Here is a 15,346-nt window from a genome sequence, read left to right on the forward strand (position 1 = left end):
TGTCGCGTGTGTCGTTTACAGCGCGTAAGCCTTTAAGAAAAAAATCTGCCGCAGCAGGGATATTTTGGTATAATGATTACAGATGCAGGCCAATACCTGCTATTGACGTGTTTTTTTTGGAGGCAGTATGTTTGCTGTTAATGTTGCGATAAATTTACCTGTGAAAAGCCTGTTTAAGCAATTTACCTACGCTGTACCGCCGGAACTGGCCTTTTTGGACAGCGGCTGGCGCGTAGTTGTACCCTTCAGCGGCCAGAAGGTGGAGGGATTTGTGGTGGAGCGTACCGCCGTGCCTGCGGAGGCGGCAGTCGCCGCCAAGCTGAAAGCAGTGGAGACTGCGCTGGGCGACCGTCCCTGGTTTGATGAAGAAATGCTGGCGACGGCGCGGTGGCTGAGCCAGTATTATATGTGCAGCCTGGCGGAGGCTATGCGGCTGTTCGTGCCGGGCAAGAGCAGCATTAAGCGGCATGCCGTGCGTAATGAACAGGGCCGCTTATTATATTATGCTTACGAGGAACGCTTGAAGGAAAAAACTGTTTTGGCCTATCGTATTAACGCTGCGGGGCAGCAGGCCTGGGAAGGGCAAAGCTTGGCGAAGCGGGCCAAAGGGCAGCATGCGGCGCTGGGCGTTTTGGCGGCGACCGGAGATTGGCAGACGGTGCAGGAGCTGGAACGGCAGGGCGTAAGCGCTGCGGTAGCCAGGGTCTTGGCGCAGCGCGGTTTGGCCGAGGCGGGGCAGAAGCGCATTCTGCGCAATAGCTACGAGCGCTCGCAGCAGCGCGGCGAATATTTGCAGCTGACGGAGGAGCAGCGCCGCGCGGTGAGCGCTGTCAATGCAGCCGTGGACGCAGGCCTTCACCAATGCTTTTTATTGCAGGGCATTACGGGCAGCGGCAAGACGGAGGTTTACCTGCGGGCGGCGGCTCACGCTGTGGACGCGGGCAAGCAGGTGCTGATGCTGGTGCCGGAAATAGCCTTGACGGCGCAGCTGGTGAAGCGTTTTCAAGCTTGGTTCGGCAGCGGCATTGCGGTAGCTCATTCCAAGCTGTCGCAGAACGAACGCGGCGACGTTTGGCACAGGATGCGCACCGGGCAGGCGCAGGTTTTAATAGGCGTGCGCAGCGCCGTGTTCGCGCCCTTTGCCAGGCTGGGACTGGTAATTATCGACGAAGAGCATGAGAGCAGCTATAAGCAGGAGGAACGGCCTAATTATCACGCCCGCGACGTGGCGCTGGCCCGCTGCCGCCATACGGGTTCGCCGCTGCTTTTGGGTAGCGCTACGCCCGACCTTTGCACCTATTATCGGGCGATGACCGGCGCGTATACTCACTTGCGGCTGACGGAGCGCCCTAACGGCAGTCATTTGCCTCAGGTGGAAATTGTTGATATGCGCAGGGAGCTGGCGGAGAAAAATTTCAGCGTGCTGTCGCGCAGGCTACAGCAGGCTTTAGTGGCTGCGGCTGCAGCAGGGGAGCAGGCTATAGTGCTGCTGAACCGCCGCGGCTATTCTACCTTTGTTATGTGCCGCGACTGCGGACAGACCATTACCTGTCCTCATTGCGCCGTAGCGCTGGTTTATCACAGCGCCCACGAGGATATGCGCTGCCATTACTGCGGCAATACGGCGCCCGTGCCTGCGGAATGCCCTGCCTGCCACAGCCGCCGTATTAAATTTTTCGGCACCGGTACGCAGAAGGCGGAGGCTGAATTGCAGCGGCTGCCGCAGGTACGGGTACTGCGCATGGACCAGGATTCTACTGTGGCAAAGTTTGCTCACGAGGAGATTCTGCGGCGTTTTGCCGACGGCGAATGCAATGTGCTGATAGGCACGCAGATGGTGGCGAAGGGGCACGACATACCTAATGTTACGCTGGTGGGCGTGCTGTCGGCGGATAGTCCGCTGCATCTGCCGGATTACCGCGCGTCGGAGCGGGCCTTTTCGCTGCTGACTCAGGCGGCTGGCAGAGCGGGGCGTGGCGATAAGCCGGGTCAGGTTATTTTTCAGACCTATGAGGCGGAAAATAATATTATCAGCTTGGCAGCGCGGCAGGATTACGATACCTTTGCGCAAGAGGAATTAAAGGCGCGGCAGGCTTTCTTTTATCCGCCCTTTTCCCAGATTTTGAAGCTGACGGTGTGGGATAAGGACGAAGGAGCAGGCTTGGCGCTGGCGCGGAAGCTGGCGTTTTATCTGCAGCGGCTGCAGCTGGAAAATAAGCTGGCCGACGTGCAGATTTCCGGGCCTTTTCCCGCGTTGGTGGCGAAGGTGCGCGACCTGTACCGTTTCAACGTCTTGCTTAAAGCGGCGGATATGCAGCCGGTGAAGGAGGCTTTGCTGAACAGCGAGTTCAAGGAACAGCCTAATTTGTTTTTTGATGTTGACCCTGCGTCGGTTATTTAAAAGCGGTTGACCGAGGTTTGCCTATTTGCGCCCGGTTGTGCTATAATAAAATATTAAGATATATATGCGGGCAGGCTTTGCGCTGCCTGCTTTGATAACAGAGCAGATAGTTTTTAAGGAGGCTTTTTGGTAAATGGCAAATAATAAATTGCTGAAAATTTTAGTGGCCGGCGATCCGGTGCTGCGTCAGGTAGCCAAGCCGGTGGAGCGGATAGATAAGAAGCTGCTGCGCTTGTTAAAGGATATGGCGGAAACCATGTACGCCGCCGACGGCGTGGGCCTGGCTGCGCCGCAGGTGGGCGTATCCAAGCGCGTAGTAGTTATCGACGTGGGCGAGGGCCTGCTGGAGCTTATCAATCCGGTGATTGTGAAAAAGGAAGGCTCGGCGCTGGGCAGCGAGGGCTGTCTGTCCGTGCCCGATTACGAGGGCGAGGTAGAACGCGCCAGCTATGTGGAGTGCGAGTTCACCGACCGCAGCGGCAAACGGATGTTCTTGCAGGCTCACGAGCTTTTGGCCGTGTGCGTTCAGCATGAGCTGGACCATCTGGACGGCATTTTGTTTATCGATAAGGCTGCTACGCTGACGCCTAAGCAAAAGACTACGCCGGCAGATGTGGTGAAATAAGGATTAAGGGAGCGAAAAATTTTATGATGCGGATAGTATTTATGGGCACTCCCGATTTTGCCGTGGGCAGCTTGCAGGCCATCAGCGAATGCGGGAAGTATGAGATTGCAGGCGTCGTTACTCAGCCGGACCGCCCCAAGGGACGCGGCAATAAAATGCTGATGACGCCGGTGAAGGAGTATGCGCTGAGCAAGGGCTATACTGTTTATCAGCCCCAGCGAGTCAAAACTGCGGAATTTATTGAGGTGCTGCGCGCTTTGCAGCCTGATTTAATTGTGGTGGCCGCTTTTGGCCAGCTGTTGAATAAGGAGCTTTTAACGCTGCCGCGATTCGGCTGCATTAACGTACACGCTTCGCTGCTGCCTAAATATCGCGGCGCGGCGCCGATTCAGTACGCTATTATCAAGGGCGAGAAGGAGTCCGGCGTAACTATTATGCAGATGGACGTGGGCATGGATACCGGCGATATGTTAGGTAAGGTAATTGTGCCTATTGAAGAAAATACCACTATGGGCGAGCTGCACGACCAGCTGCGGGATAAGGGCGCCCGGCTTTTGCTGCAGGTAATGGAGCAGATTGAAAAGGGCACGGTACGGGCGGAAAAGCAGGACGACGGCCAGGCTACCTATGCCAGCCTGCTGGACCGCAGTATGGAGCGCATCGACTGGACGAAGCCTGCGCAGGAGGTACACGATTTAATCCGCGGCTTTAATCCTGCGCCCAGCACCTTTACGACGCTGCCCAACGGCAGGAGCCTGAAGCTTTGGGGCAGCCGCTTAACGACGCAGACCAGCGCAGCCGCTCCCGGCACGGTAGTGGCCGTGGGCAAGCGGAGCTTTTTTGTGGCTTGCGGCAGCGGCGTACTGGAAATTACCGAGGTGCAGCCGGAATCGAAGAAGCGCATGCCGGCGCAGGTGTTCATTAACGGTCGCGGCGTGCAGGAGGGCGAGCTTTTAGGCGGCGCTCAGGAGTAAAAAGGAGTTTCTTATTCCATGATGGAAGACGCATTTAAACCGAAAAAAAGAATTTTTATGGCCCTGACCTCCGTCAGCGCGCTTTTGGGCGCTATGATGATTTATATAGTCTGGAAGGTGACTGTGCCCGGCTTGGCGCAGATTTCCTGGCTGCTGCCCATCGTTTTCGGCGTGGTGGGGGCGGCGTTGGTAATTGCGTTGCTCAGCGGCGTTTTGGGCATCGTCATGGCGCTTTTGGGCATGCCGGTGATGAAGCTGCTTTACTTTTGGGCCTGGAAGGCCATCAATCTTTTATTCCCTTTTGCCATAGTGCTGGGACGGCTTTTTAATATCCCTCGCGACAGAATCGAGCAGTCCTTTATCGAGGTCAGCAATAATCTGGTGCTGCAGCATAAGGTAAAGGTTCCTGCCAACCGCATTATGATTTTAACGCCGCATTGCATTCAGCTGGATACCTGTGTGCATAAGATTACCCGCAATGTAGAGAACTGCCGTCAATGCGGCCGCTGCTCCGTAGGCGCGATGCTGGGGCTGGCTCATAAGTACGACTGCCATTTTGCCGTGGCTACGGGCGGTACGCTGGCGCGGCAGATGGTAAAGCAGGCGCGTCCGAAGGCTATTGTGGCCGTGGCCTGCGAGCGCGATTTAACCAGCGGCATTCAGGACGTGTTCCCACTGCCGGTTTTGGGCGTGCTCAATGAACGCCCCTTCGGCCCCTGCTTTAATACGCGCGTGGATATTAAAAAACTGGAAACGGCAATTTTAGCTTTTATGGATGACGAGGAAGCAAAGGAAAAGAATGCAGAAGCAAACGATAAAGCAGCCCAAAACTAATCGGATAGGTTCAGCGGCACCCAACGCCCGCAGCGCGGCGCTGACGGTGCTGCAGCAGGTATTGGCGGAAGGCGCTTATACGAACATCGCCGTTAATAAATATTTGCGCGCCCATCCTTTGGCGGATATGGAGCGGCGCTTTTTTACAGAATTGGTTTACGGCACGGTGAAGGCCGCAGGCACGCTGGACTGGTATTTGGAGCGCTGCGTCAGCCGTCCGCTTGGGTCCGTAGCGCCGGAAATTTTGCAGGTGCTGCGGCTGAGCGCTTACCAGCTTTTGTTTATGGAGCGTATTCCTGCTTCGGCGGCCTGCAACGAGGCCGTAAAGCTGGCGCGCAGCGTTAGCCACGAGGGCAGCGCTAAATTTGTCAACGGCGTATTGCGCGGTTTGCTGCGCAAGCTGCAGGCAGGGGAGATAGCTTTGCCTGACCCGCAGCAGGACGACGCCGGCTATCTGGCGGTTAAATATTACCACCCGCGCTGGCTGGTGAAGCGCTGGCTGGGGCCCTGGGGCAAGGAGGGCACAGAGGCGCTCTTGGCCTTTGATAACAGTCCTGCGCCGGTGTGCCTGCGGACGAACACCTTGGTAACTACAAGAGAGCGGCTGCTGGCCGCTTTGCAGGAGGCTGGCGCGGAGGCGCACGCTTCCAGCTGGTGCGAAGATGGCATAGTTTGCGATAAGCTGCCGTCGTTGAGCGGGATGCTGGCCAAAATGCAGCAGGATTTTTATGTACAGGACGAAAGCTCCATGCTGGTGGGCCGCGCAGTGAACCCGCAGCCGGGTATGCGCGTACTGGATTTGTGCAGCGCGCCCGGCGGCAAGGCTACGCATTTGGCGCAGCTGATGCGTAATCAGGGAGAAATCATCGCCTGCGATATCCATGAGCACAAGCTGCGTTTAATTGAAGAAAATGCCCGGCGCTTAGGCGTAAGCTGCATTAAAACGCTGCTGAACGACGCTGGCGCGTTGCGGGAGGAATGGTTGGGCGCCTTCGACCGGGTGCTGGTGGATGCGCCCTGCTCCGGCATGGGCGTGCTGCGGCGGCGGGCTGAAGCGCGTTGGCGTAAGCAGCGCAAGGATTTAAAACTGTTCCCACCCTTGCAGCTGGCAATTTTAAATAACGCGGCTCGCTATGTTAAAGAAGGCGGTCGCCTGGTATACAGCACCTGCACCATTGAGCAGGCGGAAAATCATTATTTAATTGAAGAGTTTTTGACGCAGAACAGCCGTTGGCAGCGAGTGCCCTTGGCCCATCCCCTGACGGGCGAAACGGAGGAGGAGCTGCAGCTGCTGCCCCAACGCGATGGGGTGGACGGTTTTTATATCTGCGTTTTGGAGCGCAGGCAGAAAGCATGAAGCAGGATATTTTTGGCTTAACAATAGAAGAGCTGCAGGCGACGCTGACGGCTAAGGGGATGAAGGCCTTTCGCGCTAAGCAGGTATTTCAGTGGCTGTATCAAAAATCGGTTTTTGATTTCAGCACTATGCGCAATTTGAGCAAGGCGGATATCGCGCTGCTGGAGGAAAACTTTACCATGCTGCCGCGGCGTATTGCGGTGCTGCGGGAGCAAAATTCCGGCGACGGACTGACCAGTAAGCTGCTTTTGGGTCTGCCGGACGGCAACAGCGTGGAAACGGTGCTGATGCGCCATGATTACGGCTGCAGCGTCTGCGTTTCTAGCCAGGTTGGCTGCGACATGCACTGCGCCTTTTGCGCCAGCGGCTTGAATGGAGCGGTACGCAATTTGTCGGCTGCCGAAATTATCGCTCAGGTATATTTATTTAACGAGCGTCTGCGCGAAGAAAACACTGTGGTCAGCCGCGTGGTTGTTATGGGCAGCGGCGAGCCCATGCTCAATTTCGACGCTGTTATGGGCGCGCTGGATTTTCTGCACCGCGAGGATACCTGCCGGATGAGCTACCGCAATATGACGATTTCCACCTGCGGTATTATTCCGGGTATCCGGCGTTTGGCGGAGCAGGGCAAGCCCATCAATCTGGCAGTTTCCCTGCACGCGGTGCGCAGCGAGCTGCGTACCAGCCTGATGCCGGTCAACAAGGGCTTTCCCTTTGCAGACGTCATCGCTGCGGCTGAAGCTTACAGCGAAGCGGGCGGCCGGCAGGTGACCTACGAATATATTTTGCTGAAGGATAAAAACGACAGCGTGCAGGACGCGGAGCTATTGAGCAATTATCTGCGCTTTAAGCACGCCAGCGTCAATTTAATACCGGCTAATCCCGTACCGGAGCAGGGCTTTGAGCGTCCGTCACGGCAAAGGGTGGAGCGTTTCCTGAAGATTTTGCAGAAAAACAGAATTAACGCGACTGTGCGTAAGGAAATGGGTAAGGATATTGACGCGGCCTGCGGACAGCTGCGGGCGAAATTTGCTAAGGAACAGGAGCATACATGATGCGGGTAGTCAGTAAGACCCATGTGGGCCTGGTCAGAGAAAATAACGAGGATACCCTTTTGGTGCGCGAGCCCTATTTGTTCGCAGTAGCGGACGGGATGGGCGGTTATGCGGCAGGCGAGATTGCCAGCCGTTCCACAATTAAAGCTTTTGAAGCGGCGACCTACAGCCTGCGCCACGAGCAGGAGGAGCAGAATGTGATAAAGGTGCTGCAGGAGGCTTTCGCCAAGGCGAACGCTCATGTCTATAAAATGGCTGTAAGTAACGATAAGTACAAAGGCATGGGTACGACGATGACCGCGCTTTATCTGCCGGGCAACGGCGAGGCTTACTGCTGCCATATCGGCGACAGCCGTTTGTATCTTTACCGTAACGGACAGCTGCGGCAGGTAACCCGTGACCACACATTTGTGGCCGATTTGCAGGAGCAGGGTAAGATAACCAGGGAGGAAGCGTTTGTGCATCCGCAGCGGCATATTTTATTACAAGCCATGGGCGTGGACGAGGAGATTCAAAGCGATTGCCTGCATTTTTCCGTGGAGCCGTCAGACCGGCTGCTGTTGTGCAGCGACGGGCTTTCCGATATGCTGCGAGACCGGGAAATAGCCGATATTATCGGTACGGAGGATTTGCAGCAGGCGGCAGACAAATTGCTGGAGCAAAGCTTGGACAACGGCGGCAGGGATAACGTGTCTTTGATTTTGATAGATTTAACGGCGCAGGGGGAGGAAGGCTGCAATGGATAAGAAGGGCAAAACCATATTGAATGGGCGCTATGAAATAATCCGCGCTATCGGCTACGGCGGTATGGCGGAGGTTTATCTGGCGCACGATCTGCTGCTGGACCGCAATGTAGCCGTTAAAATGCTGCGCGACCAATTTCTGGAGGATAAGGAGCTGCTGGAGCAGTTCCGGCGGGAGGCTAAATCGGCGGCGCGGCTGGTGCATCCTTATATCATCAATATTTACGATGTAGTGTCGGAGGGCAGCAGTCAGTATATCGTTATGGAGTATGTGGACGGCGTAACGCTGAAGGAATATATGCAGGAGCACAAGCTGTCCTTGAACGCTGTGCTGGAAATTGCCGTGCGGTTGGCAGACGCTTTGCAGCACGCTCACAGCCATAATATTATCCATTGCGATATTAAGCCGCAGAATGTGCTGCTGGATAAAAATATGAATCCCAAAATCGCGGATTTCGGTATCGCCAAGATGGTGACGAACCAGACCATGGTGTATTCCAAGTCGGTGATGGGTTCCGTACATTATATTTCGCCGGAGCAGGCCAGCGGCGGTAAGATTACGGCCTGCAGCGACGTATATTCCCTGGGCGTGGTGCTTTTTGAAATGCTGACGGGGCAGGTGCCCTATGTGGGGCCGACGGCGGTGGCTGTGGCTATGATGCATGTGGAAAAGCCGGTGCCGCAGCTGGCGGATTATATGGAAAATGTGCCTGAAGGTATGCAGGAGATTATCAATAAGGCGTTGGCTAAGCATTGTGCGGAGCGTTATGCTGACGCCGGGCAGCTGCGCCGCGATTTGCTGGCCTTGAAGATGAAGCTTTTCCCGTTCAGCAGCGAGGATTATACGCAGGAGCTGGGGCCAGTGAAGGTCAGCGCCGTTAAAGAGGATAATCCGGACGATGGCGCAACTATGATTATGAAGCCGGTACGGCGGGAGCCGCTGGAGCATACGGCGCAGCTACCGGAGACGCAGCCGGAGAAAACGGTTCAGAAGGTACAGGCGGAAGCAGGGGAACAAGGGAAAATGACAAAGAGAAAGCTGAATTATACGAAGCTGCTGATTTATATTACGGCGGCAGTAGTGATGATATCCGTGGCGGCACATTTTATTTTCAACCGTACTTTGGCAGAGGTGACCGTGCCAGACGTTACTAAAATGACGGTGGTGGAGGCGCAGAAGCTCCTGGAGGAAAAGGAATTTAAGGTGGAGCTGGAGGAAAAATACGGCGATCCGGCAAAATTCAAGCCGGGAACCGTTATGGAGCAATCTCCGGCAGCGGGAGAAAAACGCAAGCAGCGCAGCTTGATTATCCTGACTATTTGCAGGGGAGCAGAGCTTAAGCCGGTGCCTGATTTAGCGGGTATGTCCTTGTCCAAGGCGGAGCAGACGGCGCTTAACTCCGGCTTTAAGCTGGGCAAGATAACCAAAAAGCATGTGGACGGCCAGCGTATCGGCAGCGTCCTCAGCCAGTCGCCCAAGGCTTTGGACAAAGCGCCCAGAGGCAGCGGTATCGACCTGGTGGTAAACGAGGGCGACAAAGAAGTGCCTAATTTGATCGGCAAGCCAATCAGCGAGGCGAAAAAGCTGTTGGCCAGCGCTGGCCTGACCTTAGGCGAGATTAAAACCATTACCGACCACAGCGCAGCAAAGAATGTGGTGCTGGCTTCTAATCCTAACGCCGGAACTAAAATTGGCGCAGGCGACGCCGTAAGTATTACGGTGGCCGAAGGCAGCGGCGAAAAGCGCAGCGCGTATGTAGATTTTGTGGTGCCGGGGAATAAAACGACGAACGTGGAAATTATCTTGATTGACGAAAATGGGAAGAAAACCCTTTACAGCGGCAGTCAAAAGGGCGGCGTGCGTTTGCGCCAGCGTGTGGAATATACCGGTAGCGCTCGCGTGCAGATGCTGTGCGACGGCAAGCTGGCCAGCGAAAAGAGCCTGTAAATTATGACAGAGCTGCAGGGCAGGGTCCTGAAAAATTATAACGGTTATTATTATGTAAGCGTAAAAGACAGCGTTTATACTTGTAAGGTTAAAGGGCGGATGAAGCAGAACCGCTTTTCCCTGGTTACCGGCGATTTGGTAAGCCTGTCGCCGGGAGCCGCGGGCGAGGGCATGATAACTAAGGTGCTGCCGCGCAAGAATTTCTTGCCGCGGCCGACGCTGGCTAATCTGGATTTATTTGTGGCAGCCTTTGCCTGCACGGCGCCGGATTTCAGTTTTTTGCTGGCCGACAAGCTGCTGGCCTTGGCGGCGCTGGCGCGGATTCCGGCATTATTGGTGCTGAATAAGGAGGATAACGCGCCTTTAGGATTGATTGACAAAATAAAAGCGGTGTACGAGCCGATAGGCTATGAGGTCTATACGCTATCGGCGAAGAACGGCACTGGCGTGGAAGCTTTGCGCCAGCGTCTGCGTGGGCAGATCTGCGCCTTTGGCGGGCCTTCGGGCGTAGGCAAGTCTTCGACTATCAACGCTATTGACAGCAGCGTTGCTTTGCGGACCGGCGCGGTCAGTGAAAAAATTGGCCGCGGCAAGCATACTACGCGCTTTGCCCAGCTGCTGCCCTTTGACGAAGGCTATATTGCAGATACGCCGGGATTTGGCAATTTGCTGCTGGAGGGTTTGGAGCCGCAGCAGGTGCAGCAGGCCTTTCGCGAATTTGCCTTGTATGAGGACGGCTGTCGTTTTTGCCCCTGCACTCATACTCACGAGCCGGTGTGCGGCGTAAAGGAGGCAGTGCAGGACGGACGGGTGGCGGCCAGCCGCTATGAGTCTTATTTGGCTATGCTGCAGGAGGTCAAGGATCTGAAAAGGAAATTATAGGCTGGCGCAGAGCGCTGCCTTTATGGGAGGGATAAGAGATGCTGAAAATTGCTCCGTCGATTTTGTCCGCGGACTTTGCTTATCTGGCAGACGAAATCAAAAAAATTGAGAGAGCTGGAGCCGATTGGGTGCATATCGACGTTATGGACGGATTATTTGTACCTAACTTAACCTTTGGCGCGCCGGTGGTCAAGAAAATACGCAAAGTAACGCCTTTGTTTTTTGACTGCCATCTGATGGTGGAAAGCCCGGAAAAATATATCGCCGATTTTAAGGCGGCCGGGGCGGACCAGATTGTCGTCCATGCGGAGGCTACTAAGCATCTGCACCGCTGCGTGCAGCAGATTAAAGGCGAAGGCATGAGAGCGGGCGTAGCGCTGAATCCGGCAACGCCTTTGAGCGCGGTGGAGGAGATGCTGCCCTATGTGGATATGGTGCTGCTGATGACGGTTAACCCAGGCTTTGGCGGGCAGTCCTTTATTGAAAGCATGGTGCCGAAGATTAAGCGCCTGCGCCGGATGCTGGAAGACGCAGGGCTGGATGCAGATATTCAGGTGGACGGCGGTATTAACGATAAAACTGCCAAGCTGGTGCGCGAGGCGGGGGCTAATGTTTTGGTAGCTGGCTCCTATGTGTACGGCGCTGAAGACGTGCAGGCGGCAATAGCCAGCCTGAAGGCTTAACGAAAATAAAAATCCCGATTGACGATGTTTGCCAATCGGGATTTTTTTGCATTGGTTGGTTTTACATATCGTGGAACTGCATGCCGATATTGCTGTGACGCAGGAAGTTCAGCGTTACCTCCGGGAAGGAAGCGTAGCTTAAAACATCATCGATGGGAGCGTTGGGGAAGCCTTCTTCCGCCAGCTTTTCACGCAGCTTTTTCAGCTGGGGCGCAATATCGTCTGCCGGACGATGGTCAATCTGCGGCGCAGCGCCGATAGCCAGCTTGCGTACTTCGGAGTCAATCGGTCCCGGAGTGCGGCCGTATTTGCCAAGAATGAGGTCCTTAACCTCGCGGGGAATCATTTTGTAGCGGCCTAAAGCTACATTGAGTACGGCCATGGAGCCGACAATCTGGCTGGTAGGAGTTACCAGCGGCGGATAGCCAAGCTCAGCGCGCACGCGGGGCATTTCTTCCAGCAGCTGCGGATATTTATCGGCCACGCCCATTTCCTTCATCTGGTTGAGCAGGTTGGACAGCATGCCGCCGGGAATCTGGAAGGTCAATACCTTGGGGTCGATGGGGATATTAGCGTTCAAATTGAAATCGTTGGTCAGGTCGGCGCGCACCTTTTTGAAATAATCTGCCAGGTCGTGCAGGGCGCTGAGGTCGATGCCCGTGTCGTAGGGGGTATTCTGCAGCGTAGCTACGATGGATTCGGTACAGGGCTGGCTGGTGGATTCGGCGAAGGGGGACAGCGCCGTATCGATAATGTCCACGCCTGCTTCGATAGCCTTTAAGTAGGTCATGTCGCCCATACCGCTGGTGAAATGAGTATGCAGGTCAATGGGCAGGTCAAGCTCGGCTTTCAGGCTGCGAATGAGACTTTCAGCAGCGTAAGGACGCAACAGGCCGGCCATATCCTTAATGCAGATGGAGTCGGCGCCCATTTGCGCCAGCTCTTTGCCTAAATTAACAAAATCGCTGTCCTTATGATAGGGACTGATAGTATAAACGATACAGCCCTGCACATGAGCGCCGGCTTCTTTGGCGGCACGCATAGCGCATTCCAGATTGCGGGTATCGTTGAGGGCGTCAAAAATCCTGATGATAGAAACGCCGTTGGCTACGGAGCGTTTAACAAATTCGCGCACTACGTCATCGGCGTAATGGTTATAGCCCAAAATATTCTGACCGCGCAGCAGCATTTGAATAGGAGTTTTCGGCAGATGCTTTTTCAGCGTGCGCAAACGCTGCCAAGGGTCTTCGTTAAGAAAACGCAGGCAGGCGTCGAAGGTAGCGCCGCCCCAGGCTTCCAAGGCATAATAACCAGCGTTATCCAGCTGTTCCAAGGCGGGCAGCATATCCTTAATACGCATTCTGGTGGCTGCCAAAGATTGATGGCCGTCGCGTAATACTGTTTCCACTATTTTTACTGGTTGTTTGTCCATATTTTTTCGCTCCTTATTTTAAATTTGTTCAATGCTTTTTTATAATAACATTATAGCATATTTTTATGGATACTGTATACATGATTTGACGATAAAATTACCGCAGCCAAACAGCTGCGGTAAAATATTTTGCAAATTGCATTTTAATTGCGCGTCGGTTGATTGCTGACCACAGGCTGGCCCATAATCTCATTGATGCGCTGCTTCATACTACGGCGCTGGGTGGAGGGCTTCGTGCTTACTGCAGGAGCTTGCTGCTGAACGGACTCTTTGGTTTTGGCAGCTTTGGCGCTATTGCTATTGTTCTTGTCGTCTTTAGCGTTATCCTTGTTTTGCTCTTTTTCCTTATCTTTTTCGTCGTCCTGCTTTATTTCAGGCTCGGCGGGAATAGCGACGCCAGGATTAGTGAAGCTGCTGCGCGGAGCGGCGGCTAAGGCGTTGCTCATAAAGTCGTGCCAAATGGACAGAGGCGTGGTGCTGCCATACATATGATTCATCGGCTTATTATTATCGTCGCCAACCCAGACTGCTGTACACAGGTCGGGGGTAAAGCCTACGAACCAGGCGTCGATGAAGGTATCGGTGGTACCTGTTTTACCTGCTGCCGGACGCCCGATGCCCATGCCGCCGCCAGTGCCGCTGACGAGTACGTCCTCCAGCATATTGGTTGTCAGATAAGCGGCTTCTGCATCAATAACGCGCTTGCTTTGGGGCTTGGCTTCGTAGAGTACCTTGCCGTCGCGATTAACAATTTTGAGCAATGCTATAGGCTTGCAGTAAATACCGTTGGTAGCGAATACGCTGTACGCGGAGGCCATTTCCAGCGGATTAACGCCCTTGGTCAGGCCGCCTAAGGACATAGCTAAATTCATATCGCTGTAAGAGCCGGAATCTACCAAGGTGGAGATGCCCATTTTTTCAGCGTTGGCAATGATTTTGTCTACGCCTACTTCACGAGCTAATTTAATTGTAGGAATGTTCATGGAGCGTTTGAGGGCAGTTCTCAAGCTGACTTTGCCATGCCATTTTAAGTCTGAGTTTTGAGGCTTCCAGCCGGGAGAAAATTCCTCCTCCTTATCTTCAATAACGCTGGCGGGAGTAAAGCCGTTCTGCATAGCGGTTACGTAAACAAAGGGCTTGAAAGCGGAGCCGGGCTGACGCACAGCCAGGGTTGCGCGATTAAATTTATCGTCGCCGCGTCCGCCGATCATAGCCTTAACATATCCGGTTTTGGGATCCACGGCAACCAGAGCCATCTGCGGCTGCGTGCGGTTATTGCCGTCTTTATAATAATTGGGCAGATGACTCATTGCATTTTCTGCAATTCTCTGCATATCGGAATCCAGAGTGGTGTAAATTTTCAAGCCGCCCTTATATAAAGCGTCGGCACCGACTTCTTCAATAACTTTCTGACTGATCATATCAAAGAAATAGGAGCGGGGATTACTGTTGGCCTTATGAGAGGTGTTGTAAGCAATCTTTACAGCTTTGGCGCTGGCGGCCTGATCGGCAGTAATAAAACCGTACTTCACCATTTGGTCGATAACCAGTTCCTGACGGGTTTTGCTTTCCTGAGGATTTTCAAAAGGGTTGTAATAGTTGGGGCTTTTAGGAATAGCTGCCAGCGTGGCCGCTTCAGCGATATCTAGGTTTTGAACGTGCTTGCCGAAATAATATAGGGAAGCGCTTTCAATACCATAAGCGCCCTCGCCAAAATAGATCTGGTTCAAATACATAGTGAGGATTTCATCCTTAGTGTATTTTTGTTCCAGTTCTTTGGCAATAAAGGCTTCTTTAATTTTGCGGACGATGGTACGCTCCTGAGTCAGGAAAGCGTTTTTTGCCAGCTGCTGGGTAATGGTACTGCCGCCTTGAACCTCGCTGCCGCTTAAAGTGGATACGAGAGCGCGGGCCGTACCGCGGTAATCAATGCCGCTATGCTCATAGAAGCGATTATCTTCTATAGCGATAAAGGCTTGCTGAACATGCTTGGGAATTTTGTCAATAGTGACAGGGATACGGCGTTCTTCAGATAATGTGGTATAAATAGTATTGCCATTTATATCGTAAAATTGAGAAGCCGCGTCAGGAATCAAAGTTTCATCCATATTGGAAGGTGCGAACATGCTGGAAAAGCCGTAAAGCACGGAGACACCCATAATCATCAGGCAAATTATGCTGACGACTAAAAATTTTAGTACCTTAAACATTTTCTACCTCTTCTACAAATTATTGACTGATGCATAAAAGGGTTTGCATAGTAAGACTATTATAGCATTTTCGGCTTGTTTTGTCATATATTTCCTGCTGAATAAAGTACTGCCGCGATGGTTTTAGCATAAGCATGTAAAAAAAGTCGAAAAAAGGTCAAAAAGAGTGTTGACAATCTCAACGCTGCGTGGTAATATATAC

General features: G+C 53.6%; 12 protein-coding genes. 10 read left to right on the forward strand and 2 right to left on the reverse strand.

The window, feature by feature from the left end; genetic code table 11:
- Positions 1-127 precede the first annotated feature (127 nt).
- The 10 genes from priA to rpe all read left to right on the forward strand — a co-directional run bounded on the left by priA (position 128) and on the right by rpe (position 11,502).
- Positions 128-2,401 (forward strand): primosomal protein N', encoded by a 2,274-nt coding sequence (priA, locus tag Q4E64_RS09125; RefSeq protein WP_303167562.1) that lies wholly within the window; start codon positions 128-130, stop codon positions 2,399-2,401.
- A 133-nt stretch (positions 2,402-2,534) separates the two neighbouring features.
- Positions 2,535-3,026, forward strand: coding sequence for a peptide deformylase (def, locus tag Q4E64_RS09130; protein WP_303167564.1), 492 nt, complete (start codon positions 2,535-2,537; stop codon positions 3,024-3,026).
- A 26-nt stretch (positions 3,027-3,052) separates the two neighbouring features.
- Positions 3,053-4,000 carry a methionyl-tRNA formyltransferase gene (gene fmt / locus Q4E64_RS09135; RefSeq protein ID WP_368501560.1) on the forward strand — a complete coding sequence of 316 codons (948 nt, stop codon included), beginning with the start codon at positions 3,053-3,055 and terminating at the stop codon, positions 3,998-4,000.
- Positions 4,001-4,018: 18 nt separating this feature from the next.
- Complete coding sequence (locus Q4E64_RS09140) at positions 4,019-4,834, forward strand: DUF116 domain-containing protein (protein ID WP_303167567.1); 816 nt, start codon at positions 4,019-4,021, stop codon at positions 4,832-4,834.
- Positions 4,800-6,191 carry a 16S rRNA (cytosine(967)-C(5))-methyltransferase RsmB gene (rsmB, locus tag Q4E64_RS09145; protein ID WP_303167568.1) on the forward strand — a complete coding sequence of 464 codons (1,392 nt, stop codon included), beginning with the start codon at positions 4,800-4,802 and terminating at the stop codon, positions 6,189-6,191. Before Q4E64_RS09140 ends, rsmB begins: the two co-directional genes overlap by 35 nt.
- Positions 6,188-7,246, forward strand: coding sequence for a 23S rRNA (adenine(2503)-C(2))-methyltransferase RlmN (gene rlmN / locus Q4E64_RS09150; protein WP_303167569.1), 1,059 nt, complete (start codon positions 6,188-6,190; stop codon positions 7,244-7,246). Before rsmB ends, rlmN begins: the two co-directional genes overlap by 4 nt.
- The gene (locus Q4E64_RS09155) at positions 7,243-7,992 is read left to right on the forward strand and encodes a Stp1/IreP family PP2C-type Ser/Thr phosphatase (protein WP_303167570.1); all 750 of its coding nucleotides are present in this window, start codon (positions 7,243-7,245) and stop codon (positions 7,990-7,992) included. Before rlmN ends, Q4E64_RS09155 begins: the two co-directional genes overlap by 4 nt.
- Entirely contained in the window at positions 7,985-9,937 is a 1,953-nt protein-coding gene (gene pknB / locus Q4E64_RS09160; protein WP_303167571.1) for a Stk1 family PASTA domain-containing Ser/Thr kinase, read from the forward strand. The genes Q4E64_RS09155 and pknB overlap by 8 nt, the downstream gene beginning before the upstream one ends.
- A 3-nt stretch (positions 9,938-9,940) precedes the next feature.
- Positions 9,941-10,819, forward strand: coding sequence for a ribosome small subunit-dependent GTPase A (gene rsgA / locus Q4E64_RS09165; RefSeq protein WP_303167573.1), 879 nt, complete (start codon positions 9,941-9,943; stop codon positions 10,817-10,819).
- Between the two features lie 38 nt (positions 10,820-10,857).
- Complete coding sequence (rpe, locus tag Q4E64_RS09170; protein WP_303167574.1) at positions 10,858-11,502, forward strand: ribulose-phosphate 3-epimerase; 645 nt, start codon at positions 10,858-10,860, stop codon at positions 11,500-11,502.
- A gap of 61 nt (positions 11,503-11,563) precedes the next feature.
- Here the strand turns inward: rpe and Q4E64_RS09175 are convergent, their stop codons facing one another.
- Together Q4E64_RS09175 and Q4E64_RS09180 are read right to left on the reverse strand one after the other, a co-directional pair.
- Positions 11,564-12,934, reverse strand: a complete 1,371-nt coding sequence (locus Q4E64_RS09175; RefSeq protein WP_303167576.1) for a pyruvate carboxylase subunit B — start codon at positions 12,932-12,934, stop codon at positions 11,564-11,566.
- Positions 12,935-13,077: 143 nt separating this feature from the next.
- Entirely contained in the window at positions 13,078-15,144 is a 2,067-nt protein-coding gene (locus tag Q4E64_RS09180) for a transglycosylase domain-containing protein (protein WP_303167578.1), read from the reverse strand.
- Between the last annotated feature and the right edge of the window lie 202 nt (positions 15,145-15,346).

Source organism: Phascolarctobacterium sp. (assembly GCF_030531065.1).
Classification (GTDB): domain Bacteria; phylum Bacillota; class Negativicutes; order Acidaminococcales; family Acidaminococcaceae; genus Phascolarctobacterium_A.